The organism is Bartonella sp. CL63NXGY, from assembly GCF_042194905.1.
Classification (GTDB): Bacteria; Pseudomonadota; Alphaproteobacteria; order Rhizobiales; family Rhizobiaceae; genus Bartonella.
Genome location: NZ_JBHINK010000006.1, coordinates 1 through 17,568, shown reverse-complemented (window position 1 = coordinate 17,568; position 17,568 = coordinate 1). Strand labels below are relative to the sequence as shown.

At 39.7% G+C, this 17,568-nt stretch carries 23 protein-coding genes; 3 read left to right on the top strand and 20 right to left on the bottom strand.

Annotation, left to right across the window (positions count from 1 at the left end; all coding sequences use genetic code 11):
* Positions 1 to 481: 481 nt before the first annotated feature.
* On the top strand, positions 482 to 805 hold the full coding sequence (locus tag ACFIK0_RS04540; protein ID WP_273790865.1) for a hypothetical protein: 324 nt from the start codon (positions 482 to 484) through the stop codon (positions 803 to 805).
* An 899-nt stretch (positions 806 to 1,704) separates the two neighbouring features.
* Here ACFIK0_RS04540 and ACFIK0_RS04535 read toward each other — a convergent pair.
* The 6 genes from ACFIK0_RS04535 to ACFIK0_RS04510 all read right to left on the bottom strand — a co-directional run bounded on the left by ACFIK0_RS04535 (position 1,705) and on the right by ACFIK0_RS04510 (position 5,738).
* On the bottom strand, positions 1,705 to 2,868 hold the full coding sequence (locus tag ACFIK0_RS04535; protein WP_375663579.1) for a DUF6990 domain-containing protein: 1,164 nt from the start codon (positions 2,866 to 2,868) through the stop codon (positions 1,705 to 1,707).
* Between the two features lie 10 nt (positions 2,869 to 2,878).
* Positions 2,879 to 3,256 carry a hypothetical protein gene (locus ACFIK0_RS04530; RefSeq protein WP_375631442.1) on the bottom strand — a complete coding sequence of 126 codons (378 nt, stop codon included), beginning with the start codon at positions 3,254 to 3,256 and terminating at the stop codon, positions 2,879 to 2,881.
* Between the two features lie 350 nt (positions 3,257 to 3,606).
* On the bottom strand, positions 3,607 to 3,732 hold the full coding sequence (locus tag ACFIK0_RS04525; protein WP_375631441.1) for a hypothetical protein: 126 nt from the start codon (positions 3,730 to 3,732) through the stop codon (positions 3,607 to 3,609).
* Positions 3,733 to 3,950: 218 nt separating this feature from the next.
* On the bottom strand, positions 3,951 to 4,529 hold the full coding sequence (locus ACFIK0_RS04520) for a hypothetical protein (RefSeq protein ID WP_375651397.1): 579 nt from the start codon (positions 4,527 to 4,529) through the stop codon (positions 3,951 to 3,953).
* Between the two features lie 299 nt (positions 4,530 to 4,828).
* Positions 4,829 to 5,362 (bottom strand): hypothetical protein, encoded by a 534-nt coding sequence (locus ACFIK0_RS04515; RefSeq protein ID WP_375663578.1) that lies wholly within the window; start codon positions 5,360 to 5,362, stop codon positions 4,829 to 4,831.
* Positions 5,363 to 5,510: 148 nt separating this feature from the next.
* The gene (locus ACFIK0_RS04510; RefSeq protein ID WP_375663577.1) at positions 5,511 to 5,738 is read right to left on the bottom strand and encodes a hypothetical protein; all 228 of its coding nucleotides are present in this window, start codon (positions 5,736 to 5,738) and stop codon (positions 5,511 to 5,513) included.
* A 930-nt stretch (positions 5,739 to 6,668) separates the two neighbouring features.
* Here ACFIK0_RS04510 and ACFIK0_RS04505 point away from each other — a divergent pair.
* Together ACFIK0_RS04505 and ACFIK0_RS04500 are read left to right on the top strand one after the other, a co-directional pair.
* Complete coding sequence (locus ACFIK0_RS04505; protein ID WP_273790873.1) at positions 6,669 to 7,232, top strand: NADPH-dependent FMN reductase; 564 nt, start codon at positions 6,669 to 6,671, stop codon at positions 7,230 to 7,232.
* An 18-nt stretch (positions 7,233 to 7,250) separates the two neighbouring features.
* Positions 7,251 to 7,766, top strand: a complete 516-nt coding sequence (locus ACFIK0_RS04500) for a short-chain dehydrogenase (protein WP_375637680.1) — start codon at positions 7,251 to 7,253, stop codon at positions 7,764 to 7,766.
* Between the two features lie 878 nt (positions 7,767 to 8,644).
* Here ACFIK0_RS04500 and ACFIK0_RS04495 read toward each other — a convergent pair.
* From ACFIK0_RS04495 to ACFIK0_RS04430, 14 genes are all read right to left on the bottom strand, one after another.
* On the bottom strand, positions 8,645 to 8,812 hold the full coding sequence (locus tag ACFIK0_RS04495) for a hypothetical protein (protein WP_375663576.1): 168 nt from the start codon (positions 8,810 to 8,812) through the stop codon (positions 8,645 to 8,647).
* A 123-nt stretch (positions 8,813 to 8,935) separates the two neighbouring features.
* Complete coding sequence (locus ACFIK0_RS04490) at positions 8,936 to 9,064, bottom strand: hypothetical protein (RefSeq protein ID WP_375663575.1); 129 nt, start codon at positions 9,062 to 9,064, stop codon at positions 8,936 to 8,938.
* 262 nt (positions 9,065 to 9,326) lie between these two features.
* Positions 9,327 to 9,503, bottom strand: a complete 177-nt coding sequence (locus ACFIK0_RS04485) for a hypothetical protein (RefSeq protein ID WP_273790878.1) — start codon at positions 9,501 to 9,503, stop codon at positions 9,327 to 9,329.
* Positions 9,504 to 9,518: 15 nt separating this feature from the next.
* Positions 9,519 to 10,091 carry a hypothetical protein gene (locus ACFIK0_RS04480; RefSeq protein ID WP_375663574.1) on the bottom strand — a complete coding sequence of 191 codons (573 nt, stop codon included), beginning with the start codon at positions 10,089 to 10,091 and terminating at the stop codon, positions 9,519 to 9,521.
* Positions 10,092 to 10,108: 17 nt separating this feature from the next.
* Positions 10,109 to 10,474, bottom strand: coding sequence for a hypothetical protein (locus tag ACFIK0_RS04475; protein WP_375643472.1), 366 nt, complete (start codon positions 10,472 to 10,474; stop codon positions 10,109 to 10,111).
* An 89-nt stretch (positions 10,475 to 10,563) separates the two neighbouring features.
* A complete protein-coding gene (locus tag ACFIK0_RS04470) occupies positions 10,564 to 11,715 on the bottom strand; it encodes a DUF6990 domain-containing protein (RefSeq protein WP_375663573.1) in 1,152 nt (383 codons plus the stop codon).
* Positions 11,716 to 11,728: 13 nt separating this feature from the next.
* Positions 11,729 to 12,091 carry a hypothetical protein gene (locus ACFIK0_RS04465; protein ID WP_375663572.1) on the bottom strand — a complete coding sequence of 121 codons (363 nt, stop codon included), beginning with the start codon at positions 12,089 to 12,091 and terminating at the stop codon, positions 11,729 to 11,731.
* A 231-nt stretch (positions 12,092 to 12,322) separates the two neighbouring features.
* Positions 12,323 to 12,679: a hypothetical protein gene (locus tag ACFIK0_RS04460; RefSeq protein ID WP_273790884.1), complete on the bottom strand. Its 357-nt coding sequence runs from the start codon at positions 12,677 to 12,679 to the stop codon at positions 12,323 to 12,325.
* 225 nt (positions 12,680 to 12,904) lie between these two features.
* Complete coding sequence (locus ACFIK0_RS04455) at positions 12,905 to 13,180, bottom strand: hypothetical protein (RefSeq protein ID WP_375643312.1); 276 nt, start codon at positions 13,178 to 13,180, stop codon at positions 12,905 to 12,907.
* Between the two features lie 1,100 nt (positions 13,181 to 14,280).
* Positions 14,281 to 14,610: a hypothetical protein gene (locus ACFIK0_RS04450; RefSeq protein WP_375643311.1), complete on the bottom strand. Its 330-nt coding sequence runs from the start codon at positions 14,608 to 14,610 to the stop codon at positions 14,281 to 14,283.
* A gap of 199 nt (positions 14,611 to 14,809) precedes the next feature.
* Positions 14,810 to 15,367: a hypothetical protein gene (locus ACFIK0_RS04445; RefSeq protein WP_375643309.1), complete on the bottom strand. Its 558-nt coding sequence runs from the start codon at positions 15,365 to 15,367 to the stop codon at positions 14,810 to 14,812.
* 57 nt (positions 15,368 to 15,424) lie between these two features.
* Positions 15,425 to 15,973 carry a hypothetical protein gene (locus ACFIK0_RS04440; protein WP_375643308.1) on the bottom strand — a complete coding sequence of 183 codons (549 nt, stop codon included), beginning with the start codon at positions 15,971 to 15,973 and terminating at the stop codon, positions 15,425 to 15,427.
* A gap of 8 nt (positions 15,974 to 15,981) precedes the next feature.
* Positions 15,982 to 16,500, bottom strand: coding sequence for a hypothetical protein (locus ACFIK0_RS04435; RefSeq protein ID WP_375643307.1), 519 nt, complete (start codon positions 16,498 to 16,500; stop codon positions 15,982 to 15,984).
* Positions 16,501 to 16,676: 176 nt separating this feature from the next.
* On the bottom strand, positions 16,677 to 16,847 hold the full coding sequence (locus ACFIK0_RS04430; protein WP_375643306.1) for a hypothetical protein: 171 nt from the start codon (positions 16,845 to 16,847) through the stop codon (positions 16,677 to 16,679).
* Positions 16,848 to 17,568 lie beyond the last annotated feature (721 nt).

The following is a 17,568-nucleotide window of genomic DNA, read 5'->3' as shown; positions in this document are numbered from 1 at the left end:
GGCAGTATCCAATCCATAAGAGGATGCACTCTAGCCCTCAAAAAGAGTGCATCCTTCCCCTCAACGGAAACTGCCAAACCCTCATAAGGCAGTATCCAATCCATAAGAGGATTCACTCCGCCTTCAATAGAGTGAATCCTTCCCTTCAAGGGTTTTACTCAATTTTCATCGCATCTCATTTTTATGAACCCTCATTTTTATGAATCCTTGGTCAAAGGCACAAAAGGAAGTTTTCTAGCGACTGCCGTATCACCCATCTTATGGGATTCCACTTGCCTACAGAGCTTTCAAACCTTTTTACGCCTTCATAAAATCGAATCTAAAAGAATTCATTAAGGCAATTAAGGGTAAATTTTGTCAAAATATAGACAAAGTTTATTCTTTTTTGTGATTGTTGTATTTTTACTATAGTTATTTAAATCGAATTTATATATGATACGTATCGATATTTATTTATCGAAATAAATATAGGAGAAAAACTATGAATATCAGATATTTTTTCATAGCGGGGGCTATCACAAGTGGTTTAGCTCTCGCGATTCAAAAATCTGATCGTATAGTCAATAAACAGCCCTCTCCTATTGTTGCACCTTATACTATTGAGAAAACAAATTTACAGTTTGTTAAACAAGTAAGGGACACATCGGATACATTGAATATACTGAGAGTCAGTAATAGAAGCGCATCAGAACAAGCATCAATAAACGATATATACGAGAAAGGAAAAAGTTTATTGAATGCAATAGCTAGTTTTTTAGGATCAATTATTATATATTTCATACAACTTGTTTCTACTAGAGTATAAGCTACAAAAAGTTCTTAAAGTAAAGTTATATACATTTTGTATATATTGTAAAACTTAAATAAAAAGGCCCTTTTTAAATGGGGCCTTTTTTAGTTTAATTTTTCCTTTGTTTTAGTTTAATTTTTATTGTGTTTTTATTTTTATTGGCCAAATATCACAGCCTTCAAAAATGCCATTTTTTGCCTTCCTCTCCCCTCAAATGACAAAGGCTCTAACCCTTAAAGCTCCCCCATAGCGCTTTAATCAATGAGAATCCGCAATCCTTTTATTCTTCTTGTTCTTCCCAAAAGTTCCTCTGTTTCAAGAAAATGACCATGCATCCCCTACATCATCGGATTGGCTTACAGATCTCCATGAAGCAGACTGAAAAACACAAAAATACCATATAAATTTTTGTATCAATATCACCATACTGAAACGCTGTTGCAGCTTAACAAGCGCTGCTTCATTGGCAAGAACTTCTTAAAGACAAAAAACACCTCAAAGGAAAAAGACCCTAACACTGCTCAAAAATGCCATTTTTTGCCTTCCTCTCCCCTCAAATGACATAGGCTCTAACCCTTAAAGCTCCCCCATAGCGCTCCCCCCATAGCGCTTTAGTCAATGGACCTTTCCCTCATACCGCTTGAATAAGGCACTTGAATAAGCGATAATTTATGAGCATTTTCTAACAAAACAACAGAACAGTCTTAAAGAAGAGAGTAGAATTTATAATTGATTTTTCCCCCTATTCTTGAGGATCAAGCTATTTCCAGTCTATTTTTTAAAATCTTGGCTATTATTCTTGATTTTTCGAGCCCTTTATTTGGCTCTGGTAAGAAAGGTGTGAAAGCGTCTCAATCATGGCGCTTTCACATCTTTTAAATAAGGGTGCTTTCCTTCAACAGGAGAGTACAACACTAATCAATTTTTATATCCATAAATGCGATTTTACCATCTTTAATATAAGTAATATCAGGAGCATGTTTTACCCCCTCTGCTTCAAACACGAACTGTTCATCACTCACCCCTTCAAACCCTTGTTCCCTTAATTCTTGTTTTTTCTCCTCGACTAATTTTTTATGAAAAGCACGTTTTTGATTACACGTATTAGGGGATCTCACTCTGAAAAGCTGATAGTCCATGGCTATAGACCACTTCTCAGCAACCCGTTCCAGTAGATCGTAACTGAACTTTCCTTCCCTTTTCACTTCTTGAGCGATCACCATCGCGCGTTCCAAATGGACTTTTTCAATGGTTTCATCAAAGCCAAGCTTCTCCCCTGCCGTAAAACTTTCGTCATAAGAAGCTAAAGTCTCAACATCGCCAAGTAAGGCAAGAGCAGCAAGATGCAGCAAAGCATAAGGTGCGAGCTCTATGTCATCATCCGGTGCCCAAGATAAAGAGTCTTTTTCCCAAGGGGGAATACCATATTGAGAGCGAAACATTTCATGCAAAGAATCATCTTCCATTGTCCATTTTAAAGTTTTATCGAGTGCTTTCTTTAAAAGCTGGACGCTCACTTTTTCTTCAAAAATTTCCAATCCATTGGGTACAAAATTCATAAATACCGTTGGAACAACCCCAGAATTATGAGGATTAATCGTCTGACAAGCCGCCGCAAAAATACCGCTCATAATTAAAAGTCCGCGATCAAAAGGCGAAAATTCTTCCACTCGTTTCTCGTTATAAAGAAACTGCACTTCGCGATCTGGTAAAAAGAGGGTTGCCAAATAATCTCCCTTTCCCTCGATTTCCACCGACCATCCCAAGCTTTTTAAAAGCCCTGTTGCACTTTCTATCGTGAGAATTTCATCATCATCATAATCGGCAGAGAACTCTTTTTCCTTTAGTTGCAAACGCCTCTCCTGCACCACAGCTTCATCTTTCCAAAACTGCTGCGTTGCAAGATCATTTTCTTTAAGCACTCTTTCCAGCTCGCCTTTCACTTGGAAATTCATTTTCATCCGTTTAAAGACAGAGATATAAAGAGCTAAAATAAGCATGATAATGATCATGCAAATAACAATCATCACCCAGAATCCGGGATCTAATAGAAATACGGCTATAGGATCACTGTTCATTTTTCCCCTCTCAGTCTTTACAAAGCCCGTGCGACAGAGAGCTTATGTGCTCTCCTACAGAGATTGCTTCTTCTAGTTTCTGAATATTTTTTCGCAACTCACCCGTCACTTTGGTGCGAAGCCGTAACATAACCGGAATAAAAATAATAACACAAACCGTTATGATGTCCGTTGTTTTAAAGAGAACGGCATGCACAACATATTGCCACCCTGTCAGCTGCCAATTCAATACACCTGGTATTTCTAGCACCATTTTCCACATGATAATGAGAACAGCAATAGCAAAGATAATTTTATAATCCTTTGCTGAGAGCAACACGTGCTGGAGCGAAAAAGAATGCACTCCTTTATGCGTTTCTTGCTCTGATGCCCAATTTTGCTCCTTCATGTATTCTCCCCTCTCTCTTTGAAAAGACCCGTGCGACAGAGAGCTTATTTGCTATCACACAGAGATTGCCTCTTCTCGTTTCTGGATTTTTTTCCAATTTACGCATTATGATGATGCAAAACCCAAATACCACCGGAATAAAGAAAAGTACACAGACCATTATGGTTTGCGTCATAATAAAAATTATAATATTCCTGCTACCTTGCCACCCTCTTACCTTCCTCACATTGCAAACAATAAAGATTTTCAAACCACGCCAATCTGTAAACAATAGTCACAATTCAGCTTTTTCTTCCCAAAAATCCTCCTATTTTCAAGAAAATGACCCTGCAGCCCCACTTCAATAGGATTCATTTCAAAGCTTGAATGAACAAGGCTCCTAAAAATACGAAAACAACCCATATACCGCGCGCCCCTACAAGCAAAACCGTTCCTTCCTCACGCCTCAAACGATAAAGTAAGTCCCAAGCACTCACTCTAGGCTCTAAACCCCAAGGGCTCTTATTCCCTTAAATCAATACTAATCCATAATCGGCTTTTCTTTCACTCAATGCCACCCTCAACACTGCTCCTTAGAGCAATGTTTACGGACACCTCATGAAAGAGCACCAAAACATATCAGAGGCAAAATGGTATAGAGAGCAATCCCTATAAAGGCTGAATCTCTCATAATTTCTTCATTATTTTTTCCCTCTCATGACTTCTCAAACGCTGTATCCTGTTCTTGCAAGACGTTTTTCAGTTCTTTTCTTAAACAGCGATACGTTCTCACCTGCTTAAAGACACCATAATAAAGTTGTAAAATCATCATAGGAATACAAGCAACCACCAATGTCACGCACATAAGCACGAGACCGAATATTGTAACAAGAATATCACTCCATTTTTCTCTATCGCCTTTTTTATACCAATCCTTTTGATCGGTTATTTTACCCCGTTGCTGGTTTATTTCTTTCAATTTTTGAGTATTTTTTCTCAACAAAAGCCACAATGTTATGAAGAGTATGTACAGAACTGGAAACAAGACCCAAACACACACTGTAATAACTTTCCAAAACGCATACAGAGAGAGAAAAAGAGGTGTATCCCACCACCCTGTCAAGTTCTCTTGGCTACCCAAAGATGAGAGAAAGAAAATCCTGTTGCACAACTCAATAATGAGCGAGAGGAACCAAATGACAACATGCTCTCGCACAGAAAAATAATCTTTCCCAAAAAAATAGCGTAGTTCATTATAAAATGCTGAATAAAATTCTGACTTTTTCCCCTTCATTGCTCTTCCTTTTTTTATGAAAAATGCATTTCTTTATCTCATGCCCGCTTTTTTAAGAACCACGAAAAGTGCGATGCATGGCGCTTTCCTTATTTTTAATAAAACCCCCCAACTTTCTAAAAGCGCGGTTACTCTTCCCAATGATTAAGAGCATCCTCCTCATTACAAACGAAAATAGGCTCTCTTCTTTGTCTGATGATTTTCCAACCATTCATCCTCCCCTCTTCTTGTGTCACGAGAGCTTCTAAACATTGCCTCTTACCCCTCACGATAGCTACAAAAGCGCCTTGTCACTCTCTTTATCTTACGCGTTTTAATGCCCGTCTCACTTTACGATACGTTCTCACCTGCTTGAAAACAAAATAGTAAAATTCTAAAATGAGCATGACAACACCCGCAGGAAAAAAGACGTTTAGCAGAAATATCAACCAAAAGTATACGATAAAAAAACAGCTTATTTTTTCTCTATTGTTTTTTACCGGATTATTTTGTTGATCGATTGTGTGACCCCGTTGCTGGATAGCCTCTTCTAACTGCTGAATCTTTTTTTTCAACAAATACATTAAGATGAGATAAAGCACCAATAAAACAGGCATCAAGGCAACAACAACCACCATGATGACTTCACGCAGCACAAAAAGCGCCAAAAGAGTGCTATCCTGCGATACACTCAACGGCCACTTGGCTTCTAATGGGATCAAAAGAGCTTTATAACCTATCCCAATAAGGATAGAAATAAGACAAATAATCATATGATCTTTATAAGAACGAAATGATTTTCCAAAAAAAAGAGAGCACCGTTTGTTATAAAATGTGGAATTTTCCCCCTTCATTTGCTCTTCCCTTTTATGCAACTGTTTGTCCCTAACTTTATAAGGACACGCATAATCTCTCAAAGCACAATTGCATCCATTATCGTCAAACAGAACACCCCAGAAAATACTCGTATTGCATATTCATGTTGCCAATAGTTTTGCCAATTCACGTGCTTGTTTTAAAGAAATCTCTCAACACTTCCAAACCAACGCGCGTACACCCCATTTCATGAACATCCCCCATGAAAGGGATAACAATAGCGCTCCCATGAATATATCCCCTTACTATAAACTCTATCACTACCATTGTTTCAATAAAAAATGTAATCCGGCACCATTCATATACGCCCCCTGCGGCCTCTACAATAGCCTTACCCTCCCTTGTAATACGCATAATCTCTCAAAGCACCATTGCATCCATTATCGTCAAACAGAACACCCCAGAAAACACTCGTATTGCATATTCATGTTGCCAATAGTTTTGCCAATTCACGTGCTTGTTTTAAAGAAATCTCTCAACACTTCCAAACCAACGCGCGTACACCCCATTTCATGAACATCCCCCATGAAAGGGATAACAATAGCGCTCCCATGAATATATCCCCTTACTATAAACTCTATCACTACCATTGTTTCAATAAAAAATGTAATCCGGCACCATTCATATACGCCCCCTGCGGCCTCTACAATAGCCTTACCCTCCCTTGCAACAAGCTACGCCATAACTCGTTCCTCAACACGGACAACCCCATTAGCCTAAGGCTCCCTGCAACAACCCCACCCCTGCCCAAAAAACAGCCCTATCTAGCTTCTACGATAGCCTTTATCCCTTGAAAAGACAGAAGCATTTTTATTCTTTTCTCAATTGTTTTCGGACCCCCCACTTAAGACATGAAAAAAGGAACTTCCATTGATTTGCAAATGATCGCGCAATAAGAGCATTTGAAATGAGAAAATCTTACAACTTTCTTATTCCAATTAAAAAAGATCAATGATCATTCAAAATATGACGATATATTCCATTCTTCATTGGGGATCTTGCAAGCCAATAGCTTAGAATATATTCATCAAAGCGCTTCTAAGACAGAGAGACAGCCGCAATTCTTGAGATCAAGCATTTTAATATTAATGAAAGCACTAACATTCCCTTGCAAATTTGAGGTGTTGTTTTGTCAACAATCTTGTTAGCATGGATTGATTCTATAACTATGCGATATCAGCACAATTGCTCTTTATAAACAGCATTGATACGCGCCATTTTACTCACACTTCTTTATAAGCCTTGCGTTATAGGCTTGTGGGGAAAAGATAAAGGAGAATCCTGTTGAATATAGCAATTATTTTGGGGTCTGTGCGTCAACCTTCCTTAACAAGAACTTTAGCCAATTATTTAGCGGATTGCCTCATAAAGCGGGGTGCATCACTTCAGTGGGTTGATTTGCGTGAACAGCCCTTGCCGATGACAGATCCCGATTATCATCAGCAGGTAGAGGCTAATCCAAGTGCTGCGGTCCGTGAGTTTGTAAAAACCATTGCAGCGGCTGATGGCGTTATTCTAGCAAGCCCCGTTTATCAAGGGTCTTATTCGGGTGTTTTAAAAAATGCTCTTGATAATTTGAGCTATAATGCCTTTTTAAATAAACCTGTTGGACTTATCTCTCATGGGAGTACGGCCAAAAAATGCGCACAACCGTGTGAGCATTTAGTTCCGGTGGTGCACACGCTTTATGGTTATACACTCCAATGTCAAATCGCCTCTTCCAACGAAGATTTTTCCTCAGATGATGAAGGTCGTACTTGGAAAGTTACAAGTGAAGAGGTACAAACACGTTGTGAAAGACTTGCTGATGAAATGTACACATTTTTAAAGCAAAGAGGTGGGATTTAAAGTAATAAGGGAGGGGGCATGAAAAAAAAGGATGCGCACTATCGTTATTTAGTGGTAGGGGGCACAGGGATGCTAGCCCCTTTGTATCAATCACTAAAGCCGCAAGAAGTGATTATTGCTGCACGCTTTCTTTCCCATAAAGTCCAGCTTGAGGCATTGCACAACAAACAGTTGTGTGTGTCGTTGGATTATGATTGTGCGGCATCAAAGGCGCAATTTTTAGAAGCTGTGAAGCAATGGCATGATCTAAAATATTGCATATTATGGATTCATTCGCCCGCCTATGCATTTTCTTGCGCATTAATTGAGCAGTTGGCTCTTTTGCCTAAACCGCCATGTATTCTTCATATTTTTGGTTCCAACATGCATGATCAAATGATCCTCGAGTGCGCGCGCAAAAACAAGGTTGATTTTATCCCCATTCAATTAGGACAAAAAACAACGCCCAAAGGTTTACGATGGCTGACCCATAAGGAGATAAGCCAACAGGTACTGGATGCCATAAAAAACCATATGAATAAACAAAACTTATGATCAATACCTATGGCTTTGCAAAGAAGCAGTACCCCTTCAATCTCTATCCATACCCGAACACCCTCTTGAATAGCCCATACTCTCTTACATCATAGGCTTTGAGAACGAACAATCCCCCTCCCTTACGCCTCTAAACAGCATGCCTATATCAACAGCTCCAAAACCAAACGTTTTTCTAACCCTTCTCACACGGGCTTATCCCCTTCTCACAACCATCACAGCCCTTGAGCAACCACACACCGTTTTACAGTTTCACGTTTTTACGATTTTGCAAATTCACAGAAAACAAGCAAACTTCCGATAAACAGCCCCATTAAAGCCTATACAAACCTATCATCAGCCTATTCATTGCCATCAACCCTTTTCCCCCAACGCCCTCCATTCCTCCATTCCCCCATTCCAATTTTGACGCATTGCACAATCCAACCATCCTCCATTGGCACCCTCTTCTCCCCATATCCTCCCCACAACCATCACGGCTCTTGAGCAACCACACACCGTTTTACAGTTTCACGTTTTTACGATTTTGCAAATTCACAGAAAACAAGCAAACTTCCGATAAACAGCCCCATTAAAGCCTATACAAACCTATCATCAGCCTATTCATTGCCATCAACCCTTTTCCCCCAACGCCCTCCATTACCCCAATTCCCCATTACCCCATTCCAATTTTGACGCATTGCACAATCCAACCTTTACGCCTCCATTGGCACCTTTTCTCCCCAACCGCCCCACAACCGTCACGGCTCTTGAGCAACCACACGCCCTATTACAGTTTCACGCTTTTACGATTTTGCAAATTCACAGAAAACTAGCAAACTGCCGATAAACCGCCCCATTAAAGCCTATCACCAGCCTATTACAAACCTATCATCAGCCTATTCATTGCCATCAACCCTTTTCCCCCAACGCCCTCCATTACCCCATTCCCCCAATTCCCCATTCCCCCATTTCAATTTTGACGCATTGCACAATCCAACCTTTACGCCTCCATTGGCACCTTTTCTCCCCATATCCTCTCCACAACCATCACGGCTCTTGAGCAACCACACACCCTTTTACAGTTCCACGTTTTTACGATTTTGCAAATTCACAGAAAATAACAAACTTCCGATAAACCGCCCCATTAAAACCTATACAAGCCTATTACAAACCTATCATCAGCCTATTCATTGCCAACAGCCCTTTTCCCCCAACGCCCTCCATTCCTCCATTCCCCCATTCCAATTTTGACGCATTGCACAATCCAACCATCCTCCATTGGCACCCTCTTCTCCCCATATCCTCCCCACAACCATCACGGCTCTTGAGCAACCACACGCCCTATTACAGTTTCACGCTTTTACGATTTTGCAAATTCACAGAAAACAACAAAACTTCCGATCAACCGCCCCATTAAGCCTATACAAGCCTATTACAAACCTATCACCAGCCTATTCATTGCCATCAACCCTTTTCCCCAGAGATCAGCGTAAAATGAGAAAAACAATCGATGCCCTCCTCCCAAGCCGTGAAGCAATGGCATGATCTAAAACTTATGCCTCCCCCATGACACGAGCACTACATGCGCTTTTTCAGCGCTGCATTTAATTGTTTGGTAACCTTGTAATACGAGATCAAACGCTTGATAAAAGAAATATACAGTGCCACAATGGGTATTGTTAAGAAAAAATCAAAAACACCCCCCAGCAGAATGATCAAAATCACCGTCCAAGCTGCCGCCATTTCGTAATGCATTTTATCCCCTTCTCTTTATAAATTGATTGATTGGGTTGCTTCAGTCACTTCTTCCAATTGCTGAATTTTCTTTTTCAATCGATGAGTTAAAATTTCACGAAGGATCACAACAACAGGGATCGTTGCAAAAATACATACCGATAAAAAAAACCAGAAAAGCAAGAGAATGGCAAAATATTCAAATCTGCTCTCATCTATCTCATCTATCCCTTTAAAGAAAATCACATAGACATAAGCTTTGAAAAATATAATGATGAAAGAGAGGCATGCGTGGAGGATATAATCTTTGCGTGAAAAAGCGAGCCATTTTTTTAACGAATAGAAACTTATCTGTGTTTCTAGTGCTAAGTTTTGCGGCACTCTCTCTTTTTCTTTTCCGCTTTTTTCAAAGAAACAAAAACGCTGTGGATGTTCTTTCATCAAACGTCTTTGTTTTTTCACTCTGTAATAGAGCCTCAAACGCTTTATTAAAGAATAATAAGGCGCCACAATAATCATATTCACAAAAATGGCAAAAACTGTAACTGCATTTAGAAAAAAACATCCAATCGGCAGAAACAAAATAAAAACCGCGGCCTCACTCCTCATGTGTATAACCTCATTGATTAATCTCTTGCTGCTTTATTTTTTTTTAGTTTTTTCTTTATTTTTTCCAATTTACGCTCTTTAAAACGACAAATGCCCCACAAAATAGGAAGGGGTGTGAGAAGACAAAACCATATCAACACTGGTAAGAGAAAAATAAGAGAACCAATTCCTTCCCATCTTGTCCATTGCAACGGCTGTACCAGAGACTTTGCACCCGCAGGAACTTCTAAAGCCATCATGATAAGGCATGTACAAAACATGATAAAAAAGCGGTGCCCTATTATTTTACACCGTCCCACCCCTTTACGCCTTTCCACTGAAGACACCATAAATTTTCTAAATGAAAAGAAAGACTCTTCAAATGTTGCTTTTTTCTCCTGCATTGTTCCCCTCTGCTTTTACGCTTCGCGCTTTTTACGCTCTATTTTTAGGTTTAAGCTCTTTTTAATTTATCTAAACGCTTTATTTTTTCTCAATAATTTTTTTCCTCAACCCTAATTTCTACATCCATATATTCTAACTCCCCATCCTTTATGTAAAGAATATGAGGACGATAGTTTTTTCCATCAACCTCACAAATCGCGTCCTTTTCGTAAACAAAATATCCCTGTTGCCTTAATTCTTCTCTTTTTTCCTCGATCAAATTTTCATAAGAATCTCTTCTTCTATTGCACAAATTGGGATCTGTAGCTCTAAAACATTCATAGCTCTCTACCTCCATGGAAAAATCCTTTGCCGCCTGTTGAAGCAAATCGTAACTGGGTTGCTTTGTCTTTTCTACCGCTTGAGCGATCACCATTGCGCGTTCCAGATGCTCCTCTTCGATGCTTATTTCAAAGCCCAGCTTCTCACCTTCCATAAAGCTTTTCTGATAAGAGTGTAAAGTTTCAACATCGCCCATCAAAGCCAGAGCTGCAAGATAACGCAGGGAATAAGAAGCCAACCGAGGGACCACAGTTTTGTTTTCCCAAGGCAGGATTCTATATTGAGAGTGAAGCATCTTGCCAAGATCAACCTCAGTCATTGCCTTTTCTAAAGCTTTCTCGAGTACACGACGTAAACATCCAACGCTTACCTTTTCTTCAAAAATTTCCACCCCCTTCACATCAAAACTCAATTCAAGAGCAATCAAGCCTCCAGAATTATAAGGGTCTATCGTTTGGCAAGCCGCCGCATGGATACCAGAAACCACCGCAATTGCACAATCAAATCGCGGATACCCCTTCTCAGCATTATAAAGAAACTGCACTTCACGATCTGGTAAATAATAGGTGGCCAAATGATCCCCTTTTCCCTCAATTTCCACCTTCCACCCCAAACTCTTTAAAAGCGCCGTTGCACTTTCCATCGTTAAGATTTCCTCATCAGAAAGAGAAAACTCTTTTTCCTCAGATAACAGCTTAATCATCGGCGTTTCTCCACTAGACGGCTCAAAAGCGATAGGTTGTTCAAGCACGCGGCTTAATTCTTTTGTCACTTGGCAATACAGTCTCACCCGCTTGAAAGTAGAGTAATACAATGCCCAAATAAACATCATGACCACAGCAGAAAGCAGCGTGAAAAGCGTCAAGCCCACACCCCACGAGAGTACAACAACAATATCCATCATTTTAATATCTATCATTTTCCCCGCCCCTTCATGCGCTGTTTTGTTGAGAAGCGGTTTTTCTCCGCTTCCAGAGTGCTTGATCCAACTTATCAATCTTTTTTTTCAACAAACGCGTAAAGATGATGCGGACCACAAAGGCAACAGGAATGAGTACAAAAATAAACTCTGATATAAGCTCCATGATTAACAAGAGAGCTGCCACGACATACCCTTCCCACTCCGCCAACTTCCACCCAAGCAATATTGGTATGAAGAGAACCGTTCTCAAAGCTGCCACAATGAAAGCAATACAAAAGATGACTTTATAATTTTTGCTTGTCAAAAACGCTTCTTCAAGCGCAAAAGACCGTGGCTCTTTATCCAATGGTGCATTTTTTCCATTGCCCCTCATTTTTTATCCCTCATTTGTTTCAATTTTCAAGCCATTTTCATGAACCGAAGCTTTCGTCCTCACAATGGATGAGGGTTCATCAATATCAAGCGCTTGTATCCCTCATCTTTTATAAAGACAATATCAAGGGTGCTTTTTTTTTCCATCACCTTCAAACATCGCACGAATAGAAGGTCTCTCCTACAACGCATGAGAATATATAAAGACCAGTATTCATTTTCTGCCCGCCCTTCACGCGCTGTTTTGTTGGTAAGCGGTTTTTCTTCGCTGCCAGATTTCTTGATCCAACTTATCGATCTTTTTTTTCAACAAACGCGTAAAGATGATACGGACCACAAAGGCAACAGGAATGAGCACAAAAAGAAGCATTGATATAAAACCCAATATTAATGTTAAAATGAACAGGATATAATTCGACCACTCTGTCAAATCCCACTCAAAAAATATAACGAGTGCCACTTTAAAAGCGGTAATAATGAAAGCAATGCAAAAGATGACTTTATAATTTTTGCTTGTCAAAAACGCTTCTTCAAGCGAAAAAGACCGTAACTCTTCATACAATGGTGCATTTTTTCCATTGCCCCTCATTTTTTATCCCTCATTTGTTTCAATTTTCAAGCCATTTTCATGAACCGAAGCTTTCGTCCTCACAATGGATGAGGGTTCATCAATATCAAGCGTTTGTATCCCTCATCTTTTATAAAGACAATATCAGGGGTACATTTTTTTCATCAACTTCAAACATCATGTTTTTATTCCCCACAATATATCCTCTGCTGTCTTAAGGCTTCTCTTTTCTCGTCGATCAAATTTTCATAAAATATCTTCTTCTATTGCACAAATTTGGGTCTCTGACTCTAAAATTCTAAGTGCTCTTTTTATTTTCAGGAAGATAAGCTGCTTTCCAAAGAAGAAGCAAACGAGTGCAAGAAAATCGTAACGAGGTTGCTTTGTCTTTATGACGATTTGAATCATCAACAACAAAACCGGCCCAAATTGATTTTTTCGATATTTTTTTTCAAAGCCCAAACTTTCATCTTCCATAAAGCTTTTATGAGAAAGCTGCCAAATGTTAACATCAGCAAGCAATGTCAAAGCCCCAAGGGTGTGCAAGTAAAGAAGAAGCCACTTGAGAGATAGAACAATTTCCTTTTCCTAAGGAAGGGTGCTCTATTGAAAGCCCAAACACGCGGCCAAGATAAACCTCAGTCCCAGATCAACCTCAGTCATCGCCTTATCTCAAGCTTCCTCAAGCACACGACGTAAACGCCCTACGCTTACCTTTTCCTCAAAAATTTTAAATCTCTTTTCCTTAAAACCCACCCCTTTGCCTCAATGCCTCGTTGTCAATCTGGCCCCCCCAAAAATGATAAAGCCTCAAAATGATAAGGATTAATTATTTGGCAAGCCGCCGCATGTATACCAGCGTCTCTCACAATTCCATAACCAAATTGCACAAAACCTTTTTCATCCAGAGAGAGAGAAACTGTCCTTAGCGGTCTCGTAAATAAATAACGGTCTCGTAAATAAATAGATGTCCCTCTTTTCTTTCAATTTCCCCCCTCCACCCCAAGCTCTTTAAAAGCACTGTTGCCCTTTCCATAGAGCAAAACGCCTTGATCAAAAACTTAAAGCTTTTGGCGCGTCTTCTCTATGCGTCTTACCTCTCCACCTGCAAGAAAATGGGCTCTTCTTCCCCAAACACCAGAATATCTTTTGCTTTAAGTATAGATTTTTCGCTCTCAATATCGCTTGGTAAAACACATTTTTATGCTTGATAAAAGAAAATAAGTTACAAGATTTTCACTCTTTAAGAGAACAGAAACAGCAAGTAAAGTCCAAGAGCAGCCCCTCTTCACTTCCCCCTTAAAAGCTCACAAGAATCCCCACTCAAACAAAAGTACCACTCAAGCAAGAGCACCAATTCTTTAAAAAACACGACACAAATATAAAAAAGCATAAAACGAGAAGTACACCCATGCACCTTAATGAACAAGTCAAAAGCAAGGCTCAACAAAAGCCTCTCTTCACTTTTTCCCCTCGCTCATTTTTCTCTCGCTCACTTTCCCTCGCTCACTTTCCCTCGCTCACTTTCCCTCGCTCACTTTCCCTCGCTCACTTTCCCTCGCTCATTTTCCCCTCGCTCACTTTCCCCTCGCTCACTTTCCCTTCGCTCACTTTCCCCTCGCTCACTTTCCCTCGCTCATTTTCCCCTCGCTCACATCGTATAATATGACGGGTGCTCCTTTCTGCTCAACCTCTTCTTCTAATTGCCGTATCATTTTGTTCAACTGACGGGTCACGATAAAACGCATAATAAAAACAATCGGTAAGAATAAAAAAACACAGGCAAGCATCCATGCCAGTGGCTCGAATACGACAAGAGAAACAAAGTCCTGCCCTCTCCATATTTTAACGACAACAGTTATAACTATTGGAGCAGTCGCCATGACCGTAGAAAGATAGAATATTTTTTTATAGTCTTGCCAAACAAGAGAAAGCTGTTTTTTATCAAACATTCTGCTGCTTTTTTATTTTTGGGAGATCTGTTTTAAGGCAATATCGCGTTCATTCAACACGCATTTCAGTTCCTTTTTCACGCGACAATAAAGCCTCGCACGCTTGATAAACAGGTAATAAATGACAACGATTGGCGCCCATATTAAAACACCTAAGAGCGTAAAACACAGGAAAGAAATGGCTATTAATGTTATAAGACTACTCGTCATTTTGTCCCCCTTCCACATTCTGCATACGCATTGCCTGATCGCGTTGTTGTATCGCTTCTTCCAATTGTTGAAGTATTTTGTTCAATTTTCTCGTTAACTTTATGCACATGATCCCAATGATCGGAAAAAAGAGAAGAACCCCTAACCATATAAGGCTCAACAGCTGCATGATAAAGGCAACATTATCATTTTTCCACCATACAAAATTTGCGATAGAGAAAGCAGATTGCAAAACAGAAAAGAGAATAAGGATAAAAAAGATTATTTTACATTCTTTTGAATAAAAAGGCAGAGATTCTTTGAAGTTAAGAAAGCGCATTTTCGCATCAAGGGTCTTATGGGCGAGATTGTGTCTTTTCATTTCTCCCCGATCATTGCGCAATTGTTGTATGGCGTGTTTTTGTTGCGTCGTACTCTTTTTCAAGTCTTGAGCGAGTTTAAAAGATAACCTGATATGCTTGATCAACAAGTAAGGAAGCCTAACAATGACCATAACCATTAAAATGGCAATGACGATGCCCCCTAAAAAAGCTAAATGTTGCATCATAATGCTCCCTTTTTTTCCCTATCGTATTGATGTGAAATCATCATTTTTATTCTCTTCTCAAGCAAATGTTTCTAATTCCTTTACTGTTTCTTGCACGCCATACTGAAGGAAACTATGGAGAATTAAAATGACAGGTAAAGAAACAACAATACATGCCCAGACCCAAAACAGCAGTTTCATGACAAAATCAATAATGTGAAGCACTATAGGCGCGTAATTGTGCAAAAAAACCGCAGATTTTGGAAGAAAAGCTGAAAAAACGACAAAACCTGTGCAAAGTGCAACCATAACGAAGGCGATAGAAAAGATCATAAAATAATCTTTTTTTGAGAGAAGCAAAGATTCTTGAAAAGAAAAGGCACGCAACTGTGTTGTAAGAACTGTCCTCTGTCCTCTACCCTCTACCTGATAATGCCCTAAATTCTGCGCTGCACCCTTTTTTAATTTTCGCTGCGTCACCAATAACAAGATTGTCCGTTTTATCAACGAATAATAAAGTGCAACGATTGTCACCATGGTAGAAAGGAATACCATAAAAATTGCAGAACAAATAAAAATTGTCGTCCCTACGGCAGTCAACATTCCAATGATTAAAGAAGCGGTCACTTTCCCCCCTATTGTCTTCTGTTAAGAGATTGGTTGTCTAGCTGTTGCTGCTCTGGCAAGGTTTCCCATTGTAGCATCATTTCCTTCACATCCCGTTTAAATACGGCGTTAAAGACAAAAAAGAGCGGACAAAAACCAAAAAGAACGCCAAAAATCATTTGCGGTAAGAGACATAAAAAAGCCCAAATACTATTCCACCCCGCATCAAGAACATGCTGAATTATAGGATTTTGGAAAGGGTGTTTAAGACTTTCCTGAAGTCTTTCCTGAAGACTTTCTTGTTTCATTTGTCCCAGTGCTTGGAGCTGTTCTTTGGATATAACGTGAAAAAATTCCAAAGGATCCATATAGGCAGACGCGGAAAAAAGCACCAACAAGAGGATAGCCAAACAACAAATGATGATATAATCGCTTGTTGAAAGCATCATCCATTTTTTGAAAGTTGCCGATTGATCTAACACTGACTGTGATACAAAAGCCTTATCTCCCTTATGGGCAAATTGGTGTTGTGATTTATCTTCGATCATACGGATACTCCCCCACTTCTAAAATTCCCACTCTTCAATATTTGATAGCACGCCACCAGCGCGGTAAATTCGCTTAGCACCCTTCTCAGAGTAATGCAAGCACTATAAATCCCCTCTACGTATTTTATTCATTTGCCCTATACGCGCTTATACATGAAGCACTATACGTGAGGCGCTTACAAGCCAAAACACCCCTTTCCCCAAGGTGGTGCCCCCATATTGAAAGCCAAGCACGCTGCCAAGATCAACCTCAGTCCCAGATCAACCTCAGTCATTGCCTCATCTAAAGCTTCCTCAAGCACACGACGTAAACGCCCTACGCTTACCTTTTCCTCAAAAATTTTCAATCTCTTTTCCTTAAAACCCACCCCTTTGCCTCAATGCCTCGTTGTCAATCTGGCCCCCCCAAAATGATAAAGCCCCAAAATGATAAGGATTAATTATTTGGCAAGCCGCCGCATGTATACCAGCGTCTCTCACAATTCCATAACCAAATTGCACAAAACCTTTTTTATCCAGAGAGAGAAACTGTCTTTAGCGGTCTCGTAAATAAATAACGGTCTCGTAAATAAATAGATGTCCCTCTTTTCTTTCAATTTTCCCCCTCCACCCCAAGCTCTTTAAAAGCACTATTACACTTTCCATGGAGCAAAACGTCTTGATCAAAAACTTAAGCTTTTGGCGCGTCTTCTCTATGCGTCTTACCTCTCCACCTGCAAGAAAATGGGCTCTTCTTCCCCAAACACCAGAATATCTTTTGCTTTAAGTATAGATTTTTCGCTCTCAATATCGCTTGGTAAAACACATTTTTATGCTTGATAAAAGAAAATAAGTTACAAGATTTTCACTCTTTAAGAGAACAGAAACAGCAAGTAAAGTCCAAGAGCAGCCCCTCTTCACTTCCCCCTTAAAAGCTCACAAGAATCCCCACTCAAACAAAAGTACCACTCAAACAAAAGTACCACTCAAGCAAGAGCACCTCTCAAGCAAAAGCACCAATTCTTTAAAAAACACGACACAAATATAAAAAAGCATAAAACGAGAAGTACACCCATGCACCTTAATGAA